The organism is Orbaceae bacterium lpD01, from assembly GCA_036251705.1.
GTDB lineage: Bacteria > Pseudomonadota > Gammaproteobacteria > Enterobacterales > Orbaceae > Utexia > Utexia brackfieldae.
The window spans coordinates 272,270-296,703 of sequence record CP133959.1; the positions used below are offsets into that span (position 1 = coordinate 272,270).

Here is a 24,434-nt window from a genome sequence, read left to right on the forward strand (position 1 = left end):
GGCGTTATTATCCATATCGCCATCCTGTTTGTTTTAACAAAAAACAGATTAAACAAAATAGCCTATCGCGACAATCACGATAACCGAAAAAATACCGGCGATAATATCATCAAGCATGATACCAACCCCGCCTTTAATTTTTTGGTCAAACCAACCAATCGGCCACGGCTTTAAAATATCAAAAAATCGGAAGATCACAAATACCGCTAAGACCCATAGCCAGGAAACGACGGGCATAAAAAATAGCGCAATCCACATACCGACAAATTCATCCCAAACCACACTACCCGGATCTGCTTTACCGATATGATCGGCGGTTTTTTGGCAAATCCAGCATCCAAAGATAGTGGCAACAATCACAATCAACCAATAATAAAGTGGTGCGATATCATGAAAAAGCCACCAAATAGGGATTGCGGCAATCGACCCCATAGTACCCGGCATCACCGGTGATAACCCGCTACCAAAACCCACTGCTAATAAGTGGACTGGATTGGTTAATTTAACTTTTTTATATTCTTGAGTTTTCATAACAATTTACAATAAAATTGAGACAGTGTTGATAGGAGTTGCTAATCAAATAGACTCGCAATAGTTTTGATTAGCATAATCGATCTAAGCAAGAAAAGCACGTAGAATAAATAGACTGCTTAAGCTCAAACGCTCATAATAAAACAGAGATATAACAACAAAAATAAACCACGCAGAGTCAACCAAATAGTAGCTATTTATGCTTACTATACAATTAGGCCTTAGGTAATTTTAGTATAACATCAGTTAGCACCCGCAACGGCTTCTTTGGCTAGCGCTGTGATACCAGCGAAATCTTTTTTCTTGATTAAATCAGTTGGCACAAACCAGGACCCCCCCACACAAAGGACATTGTTTAAGGCTAAGTAATCACGATAATTGTTAAGATTAATACCGCCAGTTGGGCAGAATTTGGCATCAGGAATCGGTCCAGCAAAAACTTTCAGTGCTGCAACACCACCATTGACTTCGGCCGGAAAAAATTTAAACGCGCTTAATCCCGCCTCTCTGGCTGTCATCAGTTCGCTGATAGTGGCTATACCGGGGATCACAGGGATAGATCCGGCAACAGCTGCGGTTAATATTGCCGGCGTCAATCCTGGGGTTATAATGAATTCAACCCCCGCCTCAGTCACCGCTTTAAGCTGATCGACCGACGTCACCGTTCCGGCGCCGACTACCGCATCAGGCACTTCAGCAATGATTTTTTTAATGGCTTCAAGGGCGCAGGCTGTGCGTAAAGTCACTTCCAAAACCCTGACGCCACCAGCAATTAATGCTTTGGCTAACGGCACTGCATCGTCAATATTTTCAATTACAATCACCGGAATGACTGGGCCAAGAGAGAGAATCTCTTCTGCTGATTTTTTCCAATTTTTCATACCATATCACCTTTATAATCAATAAAAATATTTTATCTCATTTACCTATGATACGTAGAGAAACCGATCCTCAGAACAATCCTTTGAATGATTAACGCACGCACCATCAACAACATGTTTCATTACATTTAAATCAACATACAGATAACTTTTTATTTCATCGGCTTATTTAAGCGATAAAAGGAGTACTTAAATTAAATTGGCTCTTTTTAACCCTTTCGCAATACCATCATTATTATTATCATCAGTAATAAATGTCGCCAATGCTTTAATCGGATCAACACTATTTTTCATCGCAATAGGATGATCGACCACTTTAAACATCTCAATATCGTTCAAACCATCACCAAAAGCATAAGTGGGTATGCCTTGGAAACCTTGAGTCTGGATTAATTGCGTAATACCATATCCTTTAGAGCCACCCTGATTAAACACATCCACGCAATAAGGTGTGTTACGAATAAAATTTAACTCAGGAAAAGCGGCTCGATAAATATCTTCACCCTGTTGGCAAAAAAGCAATAACATCTGAATCGCCGAGGTTTGATGAATATAATTATCAATAGCCGGTATTGGCTGTTTTAAATAATCATATAAATGCTGTGTAGATAAACTATGATCGGAAACCCGCATAACCGCTTCATTATAATAAGCTAAAGGAATATTCTGCTGAGCAGAAAATAGCTTTACGCGTTCAATCAAGGCGCTATCGATATCATTGGAGAAAATCTTTTCACCCTGATAGACGACATACTGACCATTCATTGCAATAATAGAATCTATGCCTGTTTGCTGCATAATTGATTCAACTTCGCACACAGTTCTGCCAGTCGATAGCATCGGGATAATGTTATTTTTATGTAATTGATTAATGGCATCAATCGAGCTTTTTAAAACTTCTACCTGGCTATTGAGTAAGGTTCCATCTAAATCAAAAAAAACAATTGCCTCAGGTTTTTGCATGTGATTACCTAAATTAGTATTATTATCAATGAGCTTATCTGAAAAATATCATTATAAACTCAGTACTTCTTTTACAAATGGAATCGTCAATTTTCTTTTTTCAGTGATCGTGGCAATATCTAATTTTTCTAAGGCCATACAGAGCGATCGCATGTCACGATTGAGGCGTTTTAACAGAAAAATGGCCACTTCATCTGACATTTCAAAGCCCCTTAATCGTGCTCTAAGCTGTAAAGCTAATAGTTTATCTTCATCACTTAATTCAATTACTTGATAAACTTGTCCCCAAGCTAATCGAGAAACGAGATCGGCCAGAGAAAATCCTATTTGCATCGGTGCAGAGTGACTGGTGATTAATAGACAAGTCTGCTGCTTTTCATATAATCGGTTAAAGAGATCAAAAATGGCTTCTTCCCATAATTGATTACCTTCAATGGCATCAATGTTATCTAAACAGACGAGATCATAGTACTCTAAACCATCTAATACTTCATGAGAAAAACTCTCATACTGTTCAAGTGGAATATAACAGACGGTTTTAGACTGATTAGCCAGCTCACTACAGGAAGCATGTAACAGATGGGTTTTTCCGGCAAAAGGGTTAGACCAAAAATAGATCAATTGAAAACCCTCGCCACTCAAAGCAATATTTAAAGCTTCTACCAATAATTGATTTTTACCAGTATAGAAACTAGCAAAGGTCTCATCATCAGGTAAAGAAACAGGCAGTGGAAGTTGCCGAGAATAATTCAGAATAGCCTCATTATTTTTGTCAGATAAATATTTATAACTCAGTATAAATTCTGTTTGTTAAAAATCAACAAGTATAGTTATTCTATCGATAGATTATTGAGACAAAAAAAGCGTTAATCCGCTCATTTTTAGCAGGATAGCGATGGTTATTTAATGAGTTTATAACGATTAAAGATGAAAAGAAGACGATGATATACTTTTTCATCGTCTTCATCTTCAGATGATAATCACTGTTTAAATGATTTTATGCCTGTGCTTTCGGTTGTGGTAGGATCAGATTTAAGATAATCGCCAGTATGCCGCATAAACTGATGCCTTCAAGAACATAAGAGCCAAAATTAAATACCATGCCGCCAATACCAAATACCAGTACTAATGACACAATACACATATTACGTGAAACCGATAAATCAACTTTATGTTTGATTAAAATATTAATACCCACAGAGGCGATTGAGCCAAATAGTAATACCATAATACCGCCCATAACCACTGATGGAATAGAGGCTAAAAAGGCCCCAACTTTACCGATAAATGACATTAAGATAGCCCACACTGCGGCCCAAGTCATCACGCGAGTTTTAAAGTTACGCGTTAAAGTTACCGCACCAATCACTTCCGCATAAGTAATACACGGTGGTCCACCTAAAAACCCTGCCGCTGAAGTGGCAAGACCATCACCCAGCAACGTTCTTTGTAAACCCGGGTTTTTAGTATAGTCCTTACCGGTTACAGAACTGATCGCCATAATATCACCAACATGTTCAATAGTTGGCGCAATAACAATCGGAATCATATAGAGTACAGCTTGCCACTTAAATTCAGGGAAAGTAAAATCAGGCACGGTAAACCAAGGTGCATTAATCACGGATTGAAAATCAACAATACCGAACAGGCAAGATAAAATATAACCCACGGCAATACCGGCAATAATAGGAATCAGTTTAAAAAACCCCTTCGCCCAAATCGCAAAGATTAAAGTTGTGACTAACGATGACATTGAAATAATCAATAATTTATAGTTCACGATGGGTAACTGAAGATCACTACCCATGGCCATTCCTACTGCAACAGGGGCTAATGATAAGCCAATAACCATAATGATTGGACCTGTTACTACTGGCGGTAAAATTCGTGCAATGACATGATTGCCATTGATTTTGACCAGTAAAGCAAACAACATAAACACAAAACCAGCAGCCACAATGCCACCTAATGTGGCGGGTATTCCCCATTGAGCAACACCATAAGAAATGGGTGCGATAAAGGCAAATGAAGAGGCTAAGAAAACGGGTACTTTACCTTTAGTGGTTAATTGAAAAATAAGTGTGCCTAAACCAGCGGTAAACAGAGCAACATTAGGATTAAGACCGGTTAATAAGGGGACTAATACTAAAGCGCCAAAGGCCACAAATAACATTTGTGCCCCTGTGAAAATATCTTGCCAGGCATGATGATTAGTTGGAACTGCAATATGACCATTAGAACTCATCGCTATACTCTCTTCTTTATTCTATTATTAATAATGTAAACATCAAGCATAAAAAAACCGGCTTATTTGCCGGTCTAAAAATTGAGATTATTTGGTACCGAAAATCTTATCCCCGGCATCGCCTAAACCGGGTATTATATACCCTTGCGCATTGAGCCGCTCATCTATTGAGGCAGTATATAACTCAACGTCTGGATGTGCTTTTTCTAAAGCAGCAATCCCTTCTGGCGCAGCAACTAAAACCAGTAATTTAATGTGCTTACAGCCCGCATTTTTAAGTAAATCGATCGTTGCTATCATCGATCCGCCAGTTGCCAGCATAGGATCAACCACTAAAGCCATACGATCTTCAATATCTGAAGTCAGTTTTTGAAAATATGGAACCGGTTCAAGCGTTTCTTCGTCACGATAGAAACCAACAACGCTGATGCGTGCACTTGGAATATGTTCTAAAACACCATCCATCATGCCTAGTCCAGCGCGTAATATAGGGACTACCGTAATTTTTTTACCTTTGATTCTTTCTACTTCAACTTCACCGCACCAGCCATTAATCATGACTTTTTCGGTAGGTAAATCAGCCGTAGCTTCATAGGTCAGGAGGCTGCCAACTTCGCTAGCCAGTACGCGGAAATCTTTAGTACTAATATCATTCTCACGCATTAAGCCAATTTTATGGCGTACAAGGGGATGTTTGACTTCAACAATTTTCATTAAAAGGCCTCAGCGTTTTTTTAATCCATCTAGGGTTAGCTTAAAAATAACCACTGAGGAAAAATTTTAGCATGGTTTTAATTAATCAAAAAATAGATTATTGATTATTTTACAGTTGATTAAGTAGCGATAGCACGAATACAGAAAGCATCGCTTAACTTTACAGCTAAACCAACTCAGATACTTAATTTGAAAGCGGTTTTATAATGATCAAATGACGCTCTGCTGATATTTCTGGAATATCAAAACGAACAGTTTCTTGCACGGTAAAATGCTTCGGTAATAGTGTAATTTCATCTTGTGGATAAACCCCTTTTAAGGCATAAAACAGTCCGGTTTGATTAGGTAAATGTTCACACCAATTCAGCATATCTTGTAATGAAGCGAAAGCACGACTGATAATACCATCATATTTTTTATCGGTAAGGGCTTCAATTCGACTCTGAATGGCTTCCACATTGGTTAAATTAAGCTCAAAGATCACTTGTTTTAAAAATCGAATTCGTTTGCCTAAGCTATCCACTAATGTGAAGTGTTTATCTGGATTAATAATGGCCAGCGGAATTCCCGGCAGTCCAGGGCCAGTCCCGACATCAATAAAATCATCGCCGACCAAATGAGGTGATATCACCAAACTGTCGATAATATGTTTAACCAGCATCTCTTCTGGATTACGTACAGAAGTTAAATTATAGGCTTTATTCCATTTATCCAGTAACTTCACATAACTGATCAACAAACTGATTTGTTGATCAGTTATTGATATATGGTTTTGTTTAAGCAGGGTGACTAATTTATTTTTTAACATATTCATTTCATTATTTAATTATTTATCTTTTTTCAGATAGTTTTTCTTCTTCAGATAGACTAACAACATAGAAATAGCCGCTGGCGTAATACCAGAAATGCGTGTAGCTTGACCAATAGTCATCGGTTTGTGCTCATTGAGTTTAGCTACAACTTCATTGGATAAACCAGAAATATCGCTATAGTTAATATCACCAGGAATTAAGGTCTCTTCATTACGATTTTGACGGGCAATTTCCTCTTTTTGTCTATCGATATAACCATCATATTTAATCTGAATCTCAACTTGTTCAGCAGCCTGAGGTTCGGTTAAGCCCGGTTTAAAGATAGACAGAGAAGCCAATGTCGCATAATTCATTTCTGGTCTTTTCAGTAAATCTTCACCATTTGCCTCTTTGGTTAACGGTGATTTAAGTACTGCATTGACTTCATCAATACTTTCAATATGCGGATGCACCCAGATTTCACGTAATCTTTGTCGCTCTAACTCAACAGACTCCATCTTTTGATTAAAAATCTGCCAACGATGATCATCAACTAAACCCAGTTTACGGCCTATCTCGGTTAATCTCGCATCGGCGTTATCTTCACGCAACATTAATCGATATTCAGCACGCGATGTAAACATGCGGTAAGGTTCTTTGGTACCTAAAGTACATAAATCGTCAACCAGAACTCCTAAATAGGCCTGATCACGTGTTGGATACCATGAATCTTCTTCATAAGCAAACAGCGCGGCATTCAAGCCAGCAAGTAAACCTTGAGCGGCGGCTTCTTCATAACCCGTGGTACCATTAACTTGACCCGCGAAGAATAGACCTTTTACCAATTTACTCTCCAGCGTCTGTTTAAGATCGCGTGGATCAAAATAGTCATACTCAATCGCATAGCCAGGTCTGACAATGCGGACATTCTCAAGCCCCTTCATGGTGCGAACAAAGTTAAGCTGCGTATCAAAAGGTAAACTGGTTGAAATACCATTTGGATAGATCTCGTTATTATCCAGACCTTCTGGCTCTAAATAAATTTGGTGTGAATTACGATCAGCAAAACGCATGATCTTATCTTCGATCGAAGGACAATAACGAGGGCCGATCCCTTCGATTACACCGGTATACATTGGGCTACGATCTAAATTGCCGCGAATGATCTCATGGGTTTTTTCATTGGTGCTGGTGATAAAACACGGGATCTGTCTTGGATGATCCTCAGCGCGACCCAAGAAAGAGAAAACCGGTACCGGGGTATCACCATGCTGCGTATCTAATATAGAAAAATCGATCGTTCTTGCATCAAGACGAGGTGGTGTACCTGTTTTAAGTCGACCAATTCTAAATGGATAACGATGAAAAGCTTTAGACAAACCAATTGAAGCTGAGTCGCCGGTTCGTCCACCGCTATAATTGTTTAAACCAATGTGAATTTTACCATCTAAAAAAGTACCAGCCGTTATAACTACCGCTTTCCCTTTAAAGATCATTCCCATGGCTGTGATCACACCAGTAATTTGATCATTTTCGATGATCACATCTTCAACGGCTTGTTGAAATAACATCAGATTATCTTGATTTTCTAATGCTGTTCTGACAACGTGGCTATACAGTGCTCTATCTGCTTGTGCTCTGGTTGCTCTTACGGCAGGCCCTTTGCTGGCGTTGAGAATCCTAAATTGGATCCCCGCTTTATCTGCCGCATGTGCCATTAATCCGCCTAGTGCATCGATCTCTTTGACCAAATGTCCTTTACCAATCCCGCCAATAGCAGGATTACATGACATTTGTCCAAGCGTATTGATATTATGGGTCAGTAAAAGTGTTTTTCGCCCCATTCTTGCTGATGCCAGGGCTGCTTCTGTTCCTGCATGTCCACCACCAACAACGATAACGTCAAAAAGATCTGGGTACAGCATAAAAAAACCTCTATAACTTAAAATGGGTTAGATGATCATATCATTTTGAGAGTGAGATTCTACTCGTCTTTTTAAGATCGTCAAATGATCTTATCAGTGGATCTTTTAAAATAAAAAGATCTATTTAAATGATCTTTCTATTATTCTTATTATAAGATCTGATTGGTTTTGTGTATAAGGATTATTTTTCTTTAAAAATCAGATCATTAATTGATCTTTAAAGCTGTGAATTTAAAGAAGGATCGCTGTTTATTAGTTGTTGGTAAATATCTATTTTATCCACAGGACTTTTCATTTGTATAGTTATTATGTGTGTATTAACAGCTTTTATAGCCAAGTAATCACAAAGTTATACACAAAAATAAATTTTGATTGCGGTATTTTAATACAAAAAAAGCTGATAATTTAAGATATTTTTAGCTTATGAGTAAGATCTTCATTAAAAAAATGACGTGATTGTTGGTAGAAAAGCGTGATCATTTATAGCGTATAGCGATATAGTTTTGTTTAGATGACCAGAAAAGGATCGTTATTAAACAGAGAAAAAAGACGCAATCATCAAAAATAAAGGATCTTTGTTTAAGGGTCATGGTGATCTTTATGAGACTTTTTTTGATAGATCCTTTTAATGATCTGATCATCATAGTGCTCGTTATAAACAGATCCCAATATCTGCTTATAACGAGCTACTCATTGAATGAAAATGATCGGATCAACGTGATTAGATGAATAGATCAACTTGCGTTATTAACTCTATAAATACATGCTTAATGGGCTTCATCCCAGTTATTGCCGACACCAATATCGACCTTTAAAGGTACCGATAATTGATAACAGTTCTCCATGATCTGCTTAATTTGCTGTTTAATCGCGTCAACTTTATCTTCTTTAACTTCAAACACCAATTCATCGTGTACTTGCATGAGCATTCTGATCTCATCATTTTGTGTGGAATCAATCCATTTGGCAATCTTGATCATCGCTGTTTTAATGATATCTGCTGCCGTACCTTGCATCGGTGCATTGATTGCCGCGCGTTCTGCTCCTTTACGTTCTAAAGCTCTGCTTGATTTGATACTCGGTAGATAGAGACGGCGGCCTGAGACGGTTTCAACATAACCTTTTTCAATAGCTTGCTGCCGGGTCTCTTCCATATAGATACCTACGCCAGGGTAGCGTTTAAAGTAGCGATCAATATAGTTTTGCGCATTTTGTCTTGGTATGGCTAACTGTTTTGCTAAACCAAAAGCACTCATGCCATAAATCAGTCCGAAGTTAACTGCTTTGGCATTTCTTCGTTGTTCTGAGGTTACGCTATCTTCACTAATATCAAGGGTTTCGGCAGCGGTAAAACGGTGAATATCTTTATCTTGGGAAAAAGCGTCGAGTAAGGCTTTATCTCTGGATAAATGCGCCATAATACGCAATTCTATTTGAGAATAGTCAGCCGATATTATTTTATAACCTTTGGGTGCAATAAAAGCCTGGCGAATTTTACGGCCCTCTTCATTACGTACTGGGATATTCTGTAGATTAGGATCATTAGATGATAGTCTACCGGTCACGGTACCTGTTTGGTTATAATTAGTGTGAATGCGTTGATCTTTTGGGTCAACCATTAAAGGGAGTTTATCGGTATAGGTATTTTTTAATTTGGCCAGACCCCGATATTCGAGGATTAACTGTGGTAATTCAAACTCATGGGCAAGTTCAATTAAGACTTCTTCACTGGTTGAGGCATCCCCTTTTGGTGTTTTCTTCAAAACGGGTAAATTATTTTCTTCAAACAATATTTTTTGTAACTGCTTGGGTGAATTAGGGTTAAACTCTTTCCCGGCTGAAATAAACATCGCTTGCTCGAGTTTTTGTAGCGCAATAGCTAATTCATTCGAGTGGTTGTTTAACAGCGGCACATCAATTAAAACACCGGTTCTTTCCATCTTGACTAATACTGGCACCAGTGGCATTTCAATTTTGGTAAAAACTTGTTGTAGTCGTTTGTCCTGTTCTATTTTAGGCCATAGTGTTTGGTGTAGTTGTAGTGTGACATCGGCATCTTCTGCCGCATACTGGGTTGTGGATTCCACATCAATTTGACTGATCGGTAACTTTTTTGTGCCCAATTTGGTTAATTGATCATAAGTAATGGTTTTATGATTGAGATGTTTTTCTGCCATAATATCCATATTATGGCGACCATTACTATCAAGGATATAAGATTCAAGCATGGTATCAAACGCAATAGCTTTAACGTCTATACCATAGTTAGCCATGACGCTACAGTCATATTTAAGATTCTGACCAATTTTTAAGATATTTTCATTTTCTAATAATGGTTTTAGCTTACTAATAACCTCATTCAGGGGTAATTGATCCGGAACATCAATATAATCGTGTCCAACCGGGATATAAGCTGCTTTACCTGGTTCAATACAAAATGACAAGCCAACTAGCTGGGCATTATTATGATCAAGACTGGTTGTTTCAGTATCAAAAGCAAACTGTTGGCAACGTGATAATTGCGTTAACCACTCATCTAATGCTGACTCAGTTAAAATTGTTTGATAACCATTTGCTATTTTGGTTAATCCGGTTGCAACTTGCTTAACTTCTATTTGTTGCTGAACTGAACTATTTTCATTATCTGTTTGGCTTGGGATAAATTTTTTATGTTCAAGTTCTATTAGCCAGCGTTTAAAGCCATTATATTCAAACAACCGGTTAATTTCGGCCATGTCTATGGGTTGAATATCAAGTTTATCTGCTTTGATATCAAGATTAAGATCAGTTTTAATGGTGGCTAGTTGGTAAGATAACTCCGCATCCGCTCTATTATTAAATAGCTTCTCTTTTAACGATTTTGCGCCGCGAATCGAAAGTTCAGCCACTTCATCGATGCGCGCATAAATATCACTAATGCCACTAAAATGATTGAGTAAGGCGACGGCTGTTTTTTCACCCACACCAGGTACACCAGGAATATTATCCGATTTATCTCCCATTAAGGCTAAATAATCTATAATTTGTGCGGGTGGAATACCAAACTTTTCAATGACAGCATTCGGATCAAGAATCTGATTATTCATGGTATTAATTAAGGTAATATGCTCATTAACTAATTGAGCCATATCTTTATCACCTGTACTGATTAATACCGACTCACCCTTGCTAGCTGCTTCAATAGCCAGTGTACCGATAACATCATCTGCTTCTACGCCTTCCACACAAAGCAACGGTAATCCCATCGCTTTAATGATGGTATGGATGGGTTCTATCTGTTTGACGAGATCATCAGGCATCGCTTCACGGGTGGCTTTATATTCACTATAAAGTTGATGACGAAAAGAGCCTCCTTTGGCATCAAAGACCACCGCAATATGACTGGGATTGTATTGATTAAGCAAACTTTTTAGCATGTTAATGACACCAAATGTTGCGCCAGTCGGTTCATTAGCTGCGTTAGTTAATGGTGGGCAGGCGAAGAAGGCTCGGTAAAGATAGGATGAACCGTCAACAAGAATAATCGGAGCGTTACTTTTCATAATATTGTTCACTGAAAATTAAGGTTTAGTCTGGATAAAAAAAACGCGCATTTCGCGCGTTTACTATAATGATTTTACTGATTGAGATTAAGCAGATAGTTGGCCACTCTAGCGTAATCTTTAATAATGGCTTGTTCTGATGATTGATCTAAATGAGTACCATCAATTTGATATTTTCCATTCACATAGAATGAGGGCACTGAATTTGGTTTTAACAGATTAAATGCAGCCGTTTGCTGGGCTAAAAAAGCCTGAACCTGGAAATTGGTTTTCATCGCATCATACTCTTCAGATGAAACCCCTAAATTGGCGAAGACTTTTTTAATATCGTCTGGCGTTTTGATATTTCTATCTTTGTGAATACCATTGAAAAGTGCTTCTGAAACTTGTGTATTGATACCTAGCACATTGGCGATAGCCCATGCTTCTGATAACTCTTTAGATAAACCACCAAAACTGTTGACATGATATTTTTTAAACACAGCACCTGCAGGTAAATCTTTTACAATCGCATCTGAAATATGGTATTTGGTTTCGACTAAAAAGCACGCACCACAATAAAAAGAGAAAAACTCAATCACCTCTTTTTCTGGTGCGGCTGGTTTACCTAAATTAATATACTGTTTACCCTCTTCTATTTTTGCGGCTGGCACACCGCTGCTGTCCGCTGCAATACTAGCAAAACTGATTAACATTGCGGTAATTAACAATATAATTTTTTTCATTTATAGTCCTTATTTTATCCATATAGAAAATATTTATCGGTTTATTTTAATTAATCTTTTATGATTCCGCGAGCTTTTAATAACGCTGTTTTGAAATCATCTTCATAATCTTTAAGTAAGCCTGGAATCGCTTTTGTTTTTTCACTATCACGCATTTTTAAGTGATAAATCAGCACTTCATCTGATAGCTGCTCAAGTTCACCAGTAAAACCGGCCTCTTCACCCAATTGTTTTAAAAATGCTAATAAATTGAGATCAGATTCTTTCTGCCAGGCCGGTAGTAATAGCTCAATTAGTTCGTTAACGCGATGACACTTCATGATAATAATTTCCTTGTATTCTAATAAATAGCCATATCATTTGATTACTTTAAGCTATTTTTAAAACAGCACAAACTAATTTATGCTTCATTTAAGTAAAATAGCGATTTATTTATAGGTATGTTAAATAATTTAGGTATAGTAAATTGATTTCTATTTTAATCAATCTGTATGGATATATTTCAATGATAAAAAAACCAATTACTGCAATTATTATGGCAGGTGGTCAAAGTCTTAGAATGGCAGGGAAAGACAAAGGTTTATTAATGTTAAAAGATAAACCCATGTTTAGATATCTGATTGAACGTTTAATCTCACAAGTTGATGAATTAATGCTCAATGCTAATCGTCATCAGGATGATTATGCACAAGCGGGCTATCGTGTTTTTACTGATCTTATTGCTGGTTATCAAGGACCTTTGGCTGGTATTTATAGTGGATTATTTTATGCTAAATATGATTGGGTTATTTTTGTTAGTTGTGATACCCCTTTTATTCCAAATGATTTAGTCCAGAAGCTAATGCAAGGATTAGGTAACCATAAAGCGGCTTATGTTAATGATGGTCAAAGAGATCATCCAACGTTATTATTAATCAATAAACAGTTACAACCAGTATTAAAGCAGTATTTAGATGAGGGTAATCGTAAATTACAGTTTTTTTTAGATACTGTTGATGCGGTCGCGGTAGATTTTAGCGATGATAATGACTGTTTCATTAATATTAACACGCCAGAAGAACTTATTTATTGGAATCAGCGATGAAAGTCTTAGCAGTATGTGGCTATAGTGGTTCAGGCAAAACAACATTATTAACAAGATTGCTACCACAGCTAAAAGCACACCAAATACGGATCGGGGTTATTAAGCATGCCCATCATGAAATAGAGATCGATAAACCTGGTAAAGATAGTTATCAGTTACGTCAAGCTGGTGCAGAACAAACCATTTTAGCTAGCGATAAGCGCTGGGCATTGATGGTTGAGACGCCGAATCAATCTTCTATCGATATTAAGCAGTTAATCGCGCAATTTACCGATATTGATTTAGTTTTTATTGAGGGGTTTAAAGATGAATCTATTGATAAACTGATTGTTCATCGCCAAGCTAATCAAAAACCCTTATTTATGGATGATCATACTTTAGCGGTTATTGCTGATTGTGCCATTAACACTGAATTACCGGTTTTTGCTCTGAATGATATCGTGTCTATTAAACAGTTTATTCTTAGCTGGCTGACAAACAGTTAACTATTTTAAGTAGTTATGTTATACAATGCGGTAACAGAGATTAAATCGTTACGCTGCTATTTTATCTTTAATGTCATGGCGAATGCTGTTTTTCAATTTAATATTTAACCTAAATCACCTATTATGAAAACGATCTCAACTCAAGTTCCTGCTGTCGATAAAGCAGTGCGCATTTTACATTTTTTAGCCCAGCATGATGGTGCGACATATAGTCAAATTTATCAGGGGCTCAGCTTACCGCAAAGTTCAACCTCTACGCTCTTGGCCAGTTTAGTTGCCAATGGATTATTGCGTCAGCATGAAGGGAAATACTTTTTGGGATTAATGTTATATGAGTTTGGTAGTAAATCAGTTGAGCAGTTTAATCTTCGTGAACTGGCTGCTGAATCGTTAATTTATTTACGCGATAAAACTCACTTAGCTTGTCATTTGGGTGTTTTAGATGGTAATTCAGCTATCTATTTAGCTAAATTAGAAAGTCCTAATGCTATCATGGTTAAAAGCTGGTTAGGAAAGCGTTTATCATTACACTGTTCTGGACTCGGTAAAGTGTTATTAGCCTGGCTCCCTGAAGATAAAATCGATGAACTGCTGCCCGATGAACAGTTACCTCGCCATACCAATCATACGATTACAACTAAAACCGCGTTTAAAAAAGCTTTAGCCGAAGTGAGAAAAAATGGCTGGGCATTTGATGATGGCGAAGATTTAGAAGGCATTACCTGTATTGCGGTACCTGTTTTTGATCACAGTGGCAACGTTGTTGCAGCGATTAGTTCTTCAGGTGTGGCTTTTCAAATGCCGGCCGATAAGGTCAAAAGCTTCGCTCAATACGCTATTGAAGCGGCTACCCTGTTAACGCAAAAAATAAAATAGTTACTTCCATTTAGTCCCTTTTTGTGACTGATAGCAAAATCGGATTCAATCGATCCCTTATTTTCTGATTATAAAGACTGATCAATAGATTATTTTAACTTATTGATTTTTTTATATGATCAATCTCACAGATTTAAGTTTTATCTACTTTCCTTGATTGTTTAATTTTTTTTATCTCCTAGAATGATATCTATATATGGAAATTAATATCAGTATATTGGTGTTATTTTGCGAGATTTGTTTTATAAAATTAAAAATGATTAATTTAAAAAGGGGAAGTGTTATGTCTGTTAAAGATTGTTTTGCCGATCCAGTATTAAATTCAGCAATCAAAAAGACTTGGCGAAGGCTCATGCCATTTATGTTTATTATGTACTTTGTCGCTTTTATCGATCGCGTCAATATCGGTTTTGCTAAACAAGCATTTGCAGCCGATATTAATCTTAGTGATAGCGCCTATGCACTTGGCGCTGGCATTTTCTTCGCCTCATATGCAATATGTGGAGTGCCTGCCAATTTAATGATGAATAAATTAGGTGCAAAACGTTGGCTTGGTGCAACGACTATTGTTTGGGGGGCACTTTCGGCATTAACTGGCTTTGTCAGTAATGAAATCGAATTTATTATCTTACGCTTTTTACTGGGTATGGCAGAAGCCTGTTTCTATCCTGGTATCTTATTATTGGCGGCTATTTTCTTTCCAAATAAAATTCGTGGCGCGGCGATCGGTATTTTTGTATTAGGGGTACCACTGGCTCTCACATTGGGTTCACCTCTTTCTGGCGCATTATTAGAGTTACATGGTTTATTCGGAAAACCTGGTTGGTTTTGGATGTTTGTCATTGAAGGAATACCGGCGGTTATTTTAGGCTTAATCTGTTTCTTTTATTTAGATGATACGCCGGCTCAAGCGCGTTTTCTCACACAACAAGAAAGAGCGGCATTAGTCAATCAACTGGTCTCTGAGCAAAAAAAAGTAGAGACCAGCAGTGTTTCTAGCGCACTAAAAAATCTTAAAGTTTGGCATCTTGCTTTAATCTATGGCACGATTCAAATCGGTGTTTATGGTCTTATTTTTTTCTTACCCTCACAAGTTGCCGGCATTATGGGTACCACCGTTGGATTTAAAGCTTCTTTAGTTTCTGCTATTCCTTGGGCTATTTCTGCCTTGGGTGTCTATTTTATTCCTCGTTATACGGATAAGCATACCAATAAAAGAGTCAGTATCTCTATTTTATGTATGGTTGCTGCCGCTTTCGGTTTAGCGCTCTCAGCTTATGCTAGCCCAGTGATTGCCATCATTGCTTTATGTCTTTGCGCAACGGGTTTTTTGGCGGTGCAGCCTATCTTTTGGACCTTTCCTCCGCAACTATTATCTGGTTGTGGACTTGCTGCGGGTATCGGTTTTATTACCACTATTGGCGCTGTTTGCAGCTTCCTTGCGCCAAATATTCGGGTCTATGCCGATCAGTATTTAGGCCAAGCTATTGATGGTGCTGGTTTGGTTGTTTTATCTCTATTTACGATCATCTGCGCACTGCTGATTGCGATGCTGGGCAAAACATATAATCGATTATCAGAATAAGTATATTTTATCAATATCAGTATAGCGTTAACATTTAACGAGCAATTTTTGAGGCAATGTATGCAAAAAATATTATTAATTGATCAACAAGATAACTTGATGGTTGCACTTAAAGATCTTCATCAAGGTGAAACAGTGACTTATGAAGGGAGTTCCTATACGTTACAAACTGATGTACCGGCTAAGCATAAATTTACGATGTCAGCGATTCATCAAGGTGAGATCTTGTATCTGTATGGATTACCGGTTGCCAAAGCAACTCAATCGATCGCTAAAGGGGAAATTATTACCACGCAGAATGTTAAACATTATGCTGCCGAGGTTAATCTTGATGATCACGAATATGCGTGGACGCCGCCGGATGTATCAAAATGGAAAGATCGGACTTTTCAGGGCATTGTCAGGGAAGATGGTCGGGTTGCGACAGCTAACTATTGGTTAATTATTCCTTTAGTTTTTTGTCAAAACCGTAATGCTTTAAAACTGCAAGAAGCGCTGGCCAAGCCGCTCGGTTATAGCCAAACTAGTTACGATACCATTACACGTAATCTACTTGGCTGTCACTCAACCAACGTGAAAGATGAACAAGTGTCACGACCGTTTCCCCATCTTGATGGTATCCGAGCCTTAACGGTGAATAGTGGCTGTGGCGGCACGGCAAATGATGCTGAGTCATTATGTAAAATTTTGGCCGCTTATGCCGATCATCCTAATGTCGCCGGGATGACGGTATTTGCATTAGGTTGTGAAAAATCACAGGTGAATATTTTTGATGCAGAATTAAAACAACGTAATCCTCATTTTAATAAACCTTATTTATTTTTCCGGCAGCAAGAGTGGCAAAATGAAGAAGAGATGATGACTTTAGCGATTAAACAGACCTTTGAGAAGTTAACGATTGCCAATCAGGTCAAGCGTGAGCCGGTACCTTTATCTAAACTTAAACTCGGCGTTAAATGTGGCGGCTCTGATGGCTTTTCTGGTATTTCTGCTAATCCGACGATGGGGATTGTCTCTGATATTGTGGTCAGTTTAGGTGGCGCATCAGCTTTGGCTGAGTTTCCGGAACTTTGTGGAGCTGAGGGCGACATGGTGATGCGCTGCATTCAACCAAAAGATAAAACTCATTTTATTCAGTTGATGCAGCAATATGAAGCGCAAGCAAAACAATGTAATGCCTCGATTGCCGATAATCCCAGCCCTGGCAATATTAAAGATGGTCTAATCACTGATGCGATTAAATCTATTGGTGCGGCAAAAAAAGGCGGCCATGCACCCATTACGGCTGTTTGTGATTATGGTGAACCTATGGCGGAATCAGGTTTATCGCTAGTCTGTACGCCAGGTAATGATGTGGAAGCGGTGACTGGTCAAGTTGCTGCTGGCGCTAATATTGTTATCTTCTCAACCGGTTTAGGGACGCCAACAGGGAATCCGATTGTGCCGGTATTAAAAATTGCCACAAATACCGTTGTGGCTGAAAAACTCAGTAGCATGATTGATTTTGATTGTGGCGCAGTGATTGAAGGGGCTTCTTTAGCCTCGGTCGCTGATCAGTTATTAGAACAAGTCATTAAAACAGCTAGTCATGAATATATTGTAAAATCAGATAGACTTGAACAATTTGATTTTATTTTCTGGAAACGTGAAGTGTCTTTATAAATTAGGTATGGAATATGATGAAGAAAATGGATGAAAAAAGAACATGGCAAGGCGCGATTTGCCCAGCTATAACCCCTTTTACTAGCGCAAATAAGATCGATTTTAAAGGATTAGAGCAACATTATAAAAGACTGACGGAGGCTAAACTTGATGGCATTTTATTAATGGGTACCATTGGTGAATTTGCTAATTTAAATATTGATGAACGGTTAAGCTTAATCAAGCAAGCTAAGCAAATGACATCATTACCTATGATTGCACATGTCTCAAGTACCGTTGTCAGTGATATTTTAAAGCTGGCTGATCAAGCTTATACCGCTGGTTATGGTGCAGTGATGGTATTACCGCCTTATTACTATGGACAAACACCTGACCAATTAATTAGCTACTTTGAGTATTTAGATAGCCAATTTGCCGGTCAATGGTTTATCTATAATTTTCCAGCTCGAACCGGTTGTGATGTTGATGTGAATATTGTCAAACAGCTAGCCAAAAGTTGTCCAGGTTTCATTGGTATAAAGGATACTGTTGATTGTGCTTCTCATACTCGTCTTATTACGCTTGAAACACAAAAAATGCGTGCTGATTTTAGTGTCTTTGCTGGATTTGATGAGTATTTCGTCAATAACTTGATGAATGGGGGAGCGGGTGTGTTATCTGGTTTGACCAATATTGTCCCTGAGCTTTTTGTTAATATCCAAAAGGCTTTTAAAGCAAATGATTTACGTAAAATCAGTGAACTGCATAAGCAGATTTCGGCACTTTCTGAGATTTATTTAGTGGGTCAAGATTTTGTTTCAACCATTAAAACGGTGGTATCAAAACAGTTTGGTTATATGAAACCCGGCTCGCGTAATTTTAATGGCAAGCTGGATAGTAAACAACTTAAGCAAATAGAAACGATTCTATCATCTTATCGAACTTAATGAAGCTTTGAAGGAGGCACAAAATGAGTTATCGTATGGTATTAAATGAAACTTCCTATTTTGGTGCAGATGCAATAAACCATATTGTGGATGAAGTAAAAAAAAGAGGTTTTAAAAAAGCTCTACTTGTGACTGATAAGGATTTGATTAAATTTAACGTCGCGACCAAGGTGACCGCGTTACTGGATAAAGCGAACCTGAATTATCTAATTTATGATGAAGTCATTCCGAATCCAACAATTGGTATTGTACAAAAAGGCGTTGAACTCTTTAAAAAATCGGCTGCTGATTATTTAATTGCGATTGGTGGGGGATCACCACAAGATACGGCCAAAGCGATTGGGATTATTATCAATAATCCAGAGTTTGCTGATGTGCGTAGTTTAGAAGGGTTTGCCGCAACGAAAAAACCGTCGGTTCCAACGATTGCCATTCCAACAACAGCAGGTACCGCAGCTGAAGTGACAATTAACTATGTGATAACCGATGAGGAAAAACGACGTAAATTTGTCTGTATTGATCCGCATGATATTCCCGCTATTGCGATTATTGATCCTAATATGATGGCCAGCATGCCAGCTAGTTTAAAAGCCGCCACCGGTGTCGATGCGTTGACGCATGCGATTGAAGGTTATATTACCAAAGGGGCTTGGGAACTGAGTGATACCTTGCATTTAAAAGCGATTGAAATTATTGCCCGATCTTTGCGCAGCTCAGTTAAAGGTGATGCGACTGGCGGGGCTGATATGGCATTAGGTCAATATATTGCCGGTATGGGGTTTTCCAATGTCGGGCTTGGGCTGGTACATGGTATGGCACATCCTTTAGGGGCATTTTACAGTACCCCACACGGCGTAGCGAATGCCGTGTTATTACCACACGTAATGGCCTATAATGCCGACTATACCGGTGAAAAATATCGTGATATTGCCAAAGCAATGGGCGTGAAAGAGAGTGAAAAAATGAATCTTGAACAGGCTCGTCAGGCGGCGATTAATGCGGTAATGGCCTTAAATAAAGATGTTAATATTCCTGCTCGATTACGGGATATTGGTGTGATTGAATCTGATATTCCGGCATTAGCACAAGCGGCATTAGATGATGTGTGCACCAGTTGCAATCCTCGAGAAGCATCGCTACAGGATATTGAGGCGCTTTATCGCGCTATTTATTAATTGCCGATAGAATTAAAAAGGTAAGTATTAAGAGACTTACCTTTTTCTATCCATAAAGTTTAATCATCTACCGTGAGGTCACGTGTATTTAGATCAAAAGGTGTGAGTTGATAAACATAATAGTTCAGCCAGTTACTAAATAGAAGATAAGCGTGGCTTCGCCAAGTTGAACTCGCCGTTTTAGTTGAATCATTGGCTGGGAAATAGTTTTCAGGCATCTCTGTCTCAATTCCAGCATGAATATCCCGAAAATACTCATTCGCTAAGGTAAAGGAGTCATACTCTGGATGGCCGGTAACAAAAGCCATACGTCGGTCTGGCGTTGCCATTAAATAAGCACCAGTTGTTTGTGAACCGGCTAAAATAAGCAGATCGGTTTGCTGCTCAATAATGTCAATTGGAAAGTCAGCGTAACGTGAATGGGGCGCTAAAAACGTATCATCAAAACCACGGGTTAACAGTGCATTAGGATTATATCTATCATGTTGATAAACACCGGAAAGTTTTTTTCGCCGGGTTAATTTAGGTATATTATATAGAATATTGAGTGCCGCTTGTACCGCCCAGCAGACAAATAATGTTGACGTCACATGTTCTTTTGCCCACTCTATAACTTGTTTTAGCTCGGGCCAGTACAGCACATCTTCAAATGAAACCTTACCTAACGGTGCACCAGTAATAATTAAACCATCGAAGTTTTCCTGCTTAATCTCATTAAAATCACGATAAAAACTATTAAGGTGCTCTGTTGGGGTATTTTTTGATTCGCGTTGGTCAATACGTAATAGCTGAATATCAACCTGTAAGGGAGAATTAGATAATAGACGTAAAAATTGATTTTCTGTCTCTATTTTTTTCGGCATTAAGTTAAGTAGTAAGACTTTTAGCGGTCTTATTTCCTGTCGACTTGCTCGGCTGTTTGGCATAATGAAAATATTTTCATCACGCAGTACATTAGCTGCCGGTAGCGCATCAGGAATACGAATAGGCATAGTCAACTCCTTTATAATATTATTATAGGTATTTAGACGTCTAGATTTCTAAAATATAGCGAGTTTTATAGACGATGTCGAGCTTTTTTATCAAAGTAGATTGATGATTTAAATGTAGTTTCAGCGAACTGAATGTAATACCGATATAAAAGATCATAAAAACGCTAGACATAATAAAGCGGTTACCAGTAGAAAATGGGCGTTGATTTGCGTGTTAATCTTAATCGCCGACATCGTTTGAGTTTTGAATGATGGCCACGAAGATAAAGATTATCTTAATGGCCTTAAAAATCGAGAGAGGTTTATCAATCTCGATTATAGATATTGTTAATCACAAGCAGCCAAGCCTGTTCGATGATTTACTGCGCCATGATGAATAAGTAATTGTGCCATGTCAGTGAGATGACGTGAACAAGCAAAGGTTAAAGCATCTTGATCATAAGCGGGATTGCTTTTATCTTGCTCCGTCGTCACTAAATTTGGATTGGCACCTGATTGTAATAAATATTCGACAATATCACGGCGATCATTACTTGCTGCGACAATCATCAGTGTTTCTCCTTGTGTATCTGCTGTTTGATCATCCAGATTAACCTGATCTTTCATTAGTGAGTAGATTTTTTTAAAAACAGCGAGATTTTTACCAAGCGCGGCTGACTTTAAAACACTGGGCACATCAGCTCTGTCCGTTGCCCATAGATTTGCATGTTGCGATAGTAAGTAATCGACAATATCTTCATAACCGATAAAGGCTGCCCATCCTAAAGCCGTTTGGCCTAGACTATTTTGGTCTTTAGCTTCGATATCTTGTCCATTCGCTACCATTTCTTTAATGGTTTCTATATCTCCTTATTTCACAGCATCAAACCATTTAGCATCTGGACCCACTGAGAGAGCGTTATAAAAGATGCGATGGCTCAATCTATTTGGATTCGCAATTTCAATCATTTCCGCATAATCCATGCGAAAATCTTGATAATTTTTCGGATTATCTGGATTCAATATTTTTCCATAAGAGAATAGCGGTAATAAAAGACATAAGCTCAAGCTGAACAATCTAAATTTAAGCATAATAAAATCTTCCTTATTTTATATAAATGCGAATAAAAAGCGTAATGCATGATGTTTAATTATATATAAAAATCAATTTTACAAAGTAACTTATTGTTTTTAATGTTTATTTTGATGTGAGTATATCTGTTATGCTAAATAATGTATAGCAATACGAAAAGGTAGGCGGATGATCCATTTATATAAGAATATTATAAAATTTATCTTTATAATCGTTATTGTTGCGATTTAATTGCAATATTTTCAAATAAATTTATTTATAAGCATTCATTTAAACAGAGGTAAATTGCTTGTTTGGTAATCTTGTTTAGTTGTAATTCTACCGTTTTGTTTAAATAAAAAGCAAACCAACGGAATATTGAAAATAGTCCTTGCGAAAGAATTTAAAGGCCCTATAATGCGCATCCATTGAGAGACAACGAGACGCAAGTTAAGAAGTCTGGAAAAAAAGAAGTGAAGAAATTTGAAAAAAAGTTCTTGACTTTAAAAAAGGAAAGCGTAGAATACGCAGCCCTTGAGACAGTAAAACGAAACGCTGTCAGCTCTTTAAAAATTAGAACAGACAATCTGTGTGGGCACTTACAGGACGAAAGAAATTAAGTCGACAGACTTTAAAAAATTAAGTCTTGATAAGTGACACTGAAGATTCATTTGAATATGTCAGAAATCATTATTGAGCATCAAACTTTAAATTGAAGAGTTTGATCATGGCTCAGATTGAACGCTGGCGGCAGGCTTAACACATGCAAGTCGAACGGTAACAGGAGAGCTTGCTCTTGCTGACGAGTGGCGGACGGGTGAGTAATGTATGGGGATCTGCCGAATGGAAGGGGACAACAGTTGGAAACGACTGCTAATACCGTATAATGTCGTAAGACCAAAGCATGGGACCTTCGGGCCATGCGCCATTTGATGAACCCATATGGGATTAGCTAGTAGGTGGGGTAATGGCTCACCTAGGCGACGATCTCTAGCTGGTCTGAGAGGATGACCAGCCACACTGGAACTGAGACACGGTCCAGACTCCTACGGGAGGCAGCAGTGGGGAATATTGCACAATGGGGGAAACCCTGATGCAGCCATGCCGCGTGTATGAAGAAGGCCTTAGGGTTGTAAAGTACTTTCGGTAATGAGGAAGGGGTAATATCTAATAGGTATTACCATTGACGTTAATTACAGAAGAAGCACCGGCTAACTCCGTGCCAGCAGCCGCGGTAATACGGAGGGTGCGAGCGTTAATCGGAATGACTGGGCGTAAAGGGCATGTAGGCGGATGATTAAGTTAGGTGTGAAAGCCCCGGGCTCAACCTGGGAATTGCACTTAAAACTGGTCATCTAGAGTATTGTAGAGGAAGGTAGAATTCCACGTGTAGCGGTGAAATGCGTAGAGATGTGGAGGAATACCGGTGGCGAAGGCGGCCTTCTGGACAAATACTGACGCTGAGATGCGAAAGCGTGGGGAGCAAACAGGATTAGATACCCTGGTAGTCCACGCTGTAAACGATGTCGATTTGGAGTTTGGGGGCATGACCCCTGGGCTCCGGAGCTAACGCGTTAAATCGACCGCCTGGGGAGTACGGCCGCAAGGTTAAAACTCAAATGAATTGACGGGGGCCCGCACAAGCGGTGGAGCATGTGGTTTAATTCGATGCAACGCGAAGAACCTTACCTGGTCTTGACATCCATAGAATCCTGCAGAGATGCGGGAGTGCCTTCGGGAGCTATGAGACAGGTGCTGCATGGCTGTCGTCAGCTCGTGTTGTGAAATGTTGGGTTAAGTCCCGCAACGAGCGCAACCCTTATCCTTTGTTGCCAGCGGTTAGGCCGGGAACTCAAAGGAGACTGCCATTGATAAAGTGGAGGAAGGCAGGGACGACGTCAAGTCATCATGGCCCTTACGACCAGGGCTACACACGTGCTACAATGGCGTATACAAAGAGAAGCGAACTTGCGAGAGTAAGCGGACCTCATAAAGTACGTCTAAGTCCGGATTGGAGTCTGCAACTCGACTCCATGAAGTCGGAATCGCTAGTAATCGTAGATCAGAATGCTACGGTGAATACGTTCCCGGGCCTTGTACACACCGCCCGTCACACCATGGGAGTGGGTTGCACCAGAAGTAGATAGCTTAACCTTAGGGAGGGCGTTTACCACGGTGTGATTCATGACTGGGGTGAAGTCGTAACAAGGTAACCGTAGGGGAACCTGCGGTTGGATCACCTCCTTACTACGAAGAGCCTGTAAGTGTTCACATAGATTGT

The 24,434-nt window shown here is 38.7% G+C and carries 21 protein-coding genes and 1 rRNA gene; 8 read left to right on the top strand and 14 right to left on the bottom strand.

Going from position 1 to position 24,434, the window contains the following annotated elements:
- Positions 1-48 precede the first annotated feature (48 nt).
- The 11 genes from RHO15_01180 to RHO15_01230 form a co-directional block, all read right to left on the bottom strand.
- The gene (locus tag RHO15_01180; protein ID WVD64156.1) at positions 49-531 is read right to left on the bottom strand and encodes a phosphatidylglycerophosphatase A; all 483 of its coding nucleotides are present in this window, start codon (positions 529-531) and stop codon (positions 49-51) included.
- Positions 532-773: 242 nt separating this feature from the next.
- A complete protein-coding gene (locus RHO15_01185; protein WVD64157.1) occupies positions 774-1,412 on the bottom strand; it encodes a bifunctional 4-hydroxy-2-oxoglutarate aldolase/2-dehydro-3-deoxy-phosphogluconate aldolase in 639 nt (212 codons plus the stop codon).
- A 189-nt stretch (positions 1,413-1,601) separates the two neighbouring features.
- Positions 1,602-2,375 carry a Cof-type HAD-IIB family hydrolase gene (locus RHO15_01190; GenBank protein WVD64158.1) on the bottom strand — a complete coding sequence of 258 codons (774 nt, stop codon included), beginning with the start codon at positions 2,373-2,375 and terminating at the stop codon, positions 1,602-1,604.
- 51 nt (positions 2,376-2,426) lie between these two features.
- Entirely contained in the window at positions 2,427-3,173 is a 747-nt protein-coding gene (gene hda / locus RHO15_01195) for a DnaA inactivator Hda (GenBank protein ID WVD64954.1), read from the bottom strand.
- A 199-nt stretch (positions 3,174-3,372) separates the two neighbouring features.
- A complete protein-coding gene (locus RHO15_01200) occupies positions 3,373-4,620 on the bottom strand; it encodes a uracil-xanthine permease family protein (GenBank protein ID WVD64159.1) in 1,248 nt (415 codons plus the stop codon).
- 87 nt (positions 4,621-4,707) lie between these two features.
- Positions 4,708-5,334, bottom strand: coding sequence for a uracil phosphoribosyltransferase (gene upp / locus RHO15_01205; GenBank protein WVD64160.1), 627 nt, complete (start codon positions 5,332-5,334; stop codon positions 4,708-4,710).
- Positions 5,335-5,518: 184 nt separating this feature from the next.
- Positions 5,519-6,142, bottom strand: coding sequence for a 16S rRNA (guanine(527)-N(7))-methyltransferase RsmG (gene rsmG / locus RHO15_01210; protein ID WVD64161.1), 624 nt, complete (start codon positions 6,140-6,142; stop codon positions 5,519-5,521).
- An 18-nt stretch (positions 6,143-6,160) separates the two neighbouring features.
- Positions 6,161-8,050: a tRNA uridine-5-carboxymethylaminomethyl(34) synthesis enzyme MnmG gene (gene mnmG / locus RHO15_01215; GenBank protein ID WVD64162.1), complete on the bottom strand. Its 1,890-nt coding sequence runs from the start codon at positions 8,048-8,050 to the stop codon at positions 6,161-6,163.
- A gap of 767 nt (positions 8,051-8,817) precedes the next feature.
- On the bottom strand, positions 8,818-11,592 hold the full coding sequence (gene polA / locus RHO15_01220; protein WVD64163.1) for a DNA polymerase I: 2,775 nt from the start codon (positions 11,590-11,592) through the stop codon (positions 8,818-8,820).
- A gap of 74 nt (positions 11,593-11,666) precedes the next feature.
- Positions 11,667-12,317 carry a DsbA family protein gene (locus tag RHO15_01225; protein ID WVD64164.1) on the bottom strand — a complete coding sequence of 217 codons (651 nt, stop codon included), beginning with the start codon at positions 12,315-12,317 and terminating at the stop codon, positions 11,667-11,669.
- Between the two features lie 50 nt (positions 12,318-12,367).
- Positions 12,368-12,637: a YihD family protein gene (locus tag RHO15_01230; protein WVD64165.1), complete on the bottom strand. Its 270-nt coding sequence runs from the start codon at positions 12,635-12,637 to the stop codon at positions 12,368-12,370.
- Positions 12,638-12,822: 185 nt separating this feature from the next.
- Between RHO15_01230 and mobA the strand changes: the two genes are divergently transcribed.
- The 7 genes from mobA to fucO all read left to right on the top strand — a co-directional run bounded on the left by mobA (position 12,823) and on the right by fucO (position 20,110).
- Positions 12,823-13,401, top strand: coding sequence for a molybdenum cofactor guanylyltransferase MobA (mobA, locus tag RHO15_01235; GenBank protein WVD64166.1), 579 nt, complete (start codon positions 12,823-12,825; stop codon positions 13,399-13,401).
- Positions 13,398-13,886 (top strand): molybdopterin-guanine dinucleotide biosynthesis protein B, encoded by a 489-nt coding sequence (mobB, locus tag RHO15_01240; protein ID WVD64167.1) that lies wholly within the window; start codon positions 13,398-13,400, stop codon positions 13,884-13,886. The genes mobA and mobB overlap by 4 nt, the downstream gene beginning before the upstream one ends.
- Before the next feature lie 123 nt (positions 13,887-14,009).
- Positions 14,010-14,762, top strand: coding sequence for an IclR family transcriptional regulator (locus RHO15_01245; GenBank protein WVD64168.1), 753 nt, complete (start codon positions 14,010-14,012; stop codon positions 14,760-14,762).
- 283 nt (positions 14,763-15,045) lie between these two features.
- Positions 15,046-16,347 (top strand): MFS transporter, encoded by a 1,302-nt coding sequence (locus tag RHO15_01250; protein WVD64169.1) that lies wholly within the window; start codon positions 15,046-15,048, stop codon positions 16,345-16,347.
- Positions 16,348-16,407: 60 nt separating this feature from the next.
- A complete protein-coding gene (locus RHO15_01255) occupies positions 16,408-18,009 on the top strand; it encodes a UxaA family hydrolase (GenBank protein WVD64170.1) in 1,602 nt (533 codons plus the stop codon).
- Positions 18,010-18,023: 14 nt separating this feature from the next.
- Positions 18,024-18,935, top strand: coding sequence for a dihydrodipicolinate synthase family protein (locus tag RHO15_01260; protein WVD64171.1), 912 nt, complete (start codon positions 18,024-18,026; stop codon positions 18,933-18,935).
- A gap of 23 nt (positions 18,936-18,958) precedes the next feature.
- A complete protein-coding gene (gene fucO, locus RHO15_01265) occupies positions 18,959-20,110 on the top strand; it encodes a lactaldehyde reductase (protein ID WVD64172.1) in 1,152 nt (383 codons plus the stop codon).
- 59 nt (positions 20,111-20,169) lie between these two features.
- Here the strand turns inward: fucO and metA are convergent, their stop codons facing one another.
- From metA to RHO15_01280, 3 genes are all read right to left on the bottom strand, one after another.
- Positions 20,170-21,102: a homoserine O-succinyltransferase gene (metA, locus tag RHO15_01270; protein WVD64173.1), complete on the bottom strand. Its 933-nt coding sequence runs from the start codon at positions 21,100-21,102 to the stop codon at positions 20,170-20,172.
- A 327-nt stretch (positions 21,103-21,429) separates the two neighbouring features.
- Positions 21,430-21,927 (bottom strand): ankyrin repeat domain-containing protein, encoded by a 498-nt coding sequence (locus RHO15_01275; protein WVD64174.1) that lies wholly within the window; start codon positions 21,925-21,927, stop codon positions 21,430-21,432.
- A 24-nt stretch (positions 21,928-21,951) separates the two neighbouring features.
- A complete protein-coding gene (locus RHO15_01280; protein WVD64175.1) occupies positions 21,952-22,173 on the bottom strand; it encodes a hypothetical protein in 222 nt (73 codons plus the stop codon).
- 689 nt (positions 22,174-22,862) lie between these two features.
- Between RHO15_01280 and RHO15_01285 the strand changes: the two genes are divergently transcribed.
- Positions 22,863-24,400: ribosomal RNA gene (locus RHO15_01285) — 16S ribosomal RNA — on the top strand.
- Positions 24,401-24,434: the final 34 nt, after the last annotated feature.

Excerpts from the sequence above, each read along its gene's own strand:
- fucO (WVD64172.1), top strand. The coding sequence starts at position 18,959 with ATGAGTTATCGTATGGTATTAAATGAAACTTCCTATTTTGGTGCAGAT.
- RHO15_01225 (WVD64164.1), bottom strand. The coding sequence starts at position 12,317 with ATGAAAAAAATTATATTGTTAATTACCGCAATGTTAATCAGTTTTGCT.
- metA (WVD64173.1), bottom strand. The coding sequence starts at position 21,102 with ATGCCTATTCGTATTCCTGATGCGCTACCGGCAGCTAATGTACTGCGT.
- RHO15_01250 (WVD64169.1), top strand. The coding sequence starts at position 15,046 with ATGTCTGTTAAAGATTGTTTTGCCGATCCAGTATTAAATTCAGCAATC.
- mobB (WVD64167.1), top strand. The coding sequence starts at position 13,398 with ATGAAAGTCTTAGCAGTATGTGGCTATAGTGGTTCAGGCAAAACAACA.
- RHO15_01245 (WVD64168.1), top strand. The coding sequence starts at position 14,010 with ATGAAAACGATCTCAACTCAAGTTCCTGCTGTCGATAAAGCAGTGCGC.
- RHO15_01190 (WVD64158.1), bottom strand. The coding sequence starts at position 2,375 with ATGCAAAAACCTGAGGCAATTGTTTTTTTTGATTTAGATGGAACCTTA.
- RHO15_01185 (WVD64157.1), bottom strand. The coding sequence starts at position 1,412 with ATGAAAAATTGGAAAAAATCAGCAGAAGAGATTCTCTCTCTTGGCCCA.
- mnmG (WVD64162.1), bottom strand. The coding sequence starts at position 8,050 with ATGCTGTACCCAGATCTTTTTGACGTTATCGTTGTTGGTGGTGGACAT.
- RHO15_01275 (WVD64174.1), bottom strand. The coding sequence starts at position 21,927 with ATGGTAGCGAATGGACAAGATATCGAAGCTAAAGACCAAAATAGTCTA.
- RHO15_01180 (WVD64156.1), bottom strand. The coding sequence starts at position 531 with ATGAAAACTCAAGAATATAAAAAAGTTAAATTAACCAATCCAGTCCAC.
- RHO15_01230 (WVD64165.1), bottom strand. The coding sequence starts at position 12,637 with ATGAAGTGTCATCGCGTTAACGAACTAATTGAGCTATTACTACCGGCC.
- RHO15_01280 (WVD64175.1), bottom strand. The coding sequence starts at position 22,173 with ATGCTTAAATTTAGATTGTTCAGCTTGAGCTTATGTCTTTTATTACCG.
- RHO15_01260 (WVD64171.1), top strand. The coding sequence starts at position 18,024 with ATGATGAAGAAAATGGATGAAAAAAGAACATGGCAAGGCGCGATTTGC.
- mobA (WVD64166.1), top strand. The coding sequence starts at position 12,823 with ATGATAAAAAAACCAATTACTGCAATTATTATGGCAGGTGGTCAAAGT.
- polA (WVD64163.1), bottom strand. The coding sequence starts at position 11,592 with ATGAAAAGTAACGCTCCGATTATTCTTGTTGACGGTTCATCCTATCTT.
- upp (WVD64160.1), bottom strand. The coding sequence starts at position 5,334 with ATGAAAATTGTTGAAGTCAAACATCCCCTTGTACGCCATAAAATTGGC.
- RHO15_01255 (WVD64170.1), top strand. The coding sequence starts at position 16,408 with ATGCAAAAAATATTATTAATTGATCAACAAGATAACTTGATGGTTGCA.
- RHO15_01200 (WVD64159.1), bottom strand. The coding sequence starts at position 4,620 with ATGAGTTCTAATGGTCATATTGCAGTTCCAACTAATCATCATGCCTGG.
- rsmG (WVD64161.1), bottom strand. The coding sequence starts at position 6,142 with ATGTTAAAAAATAAATTAGTCACCCTGCTTAAACAAAACCATATATCA.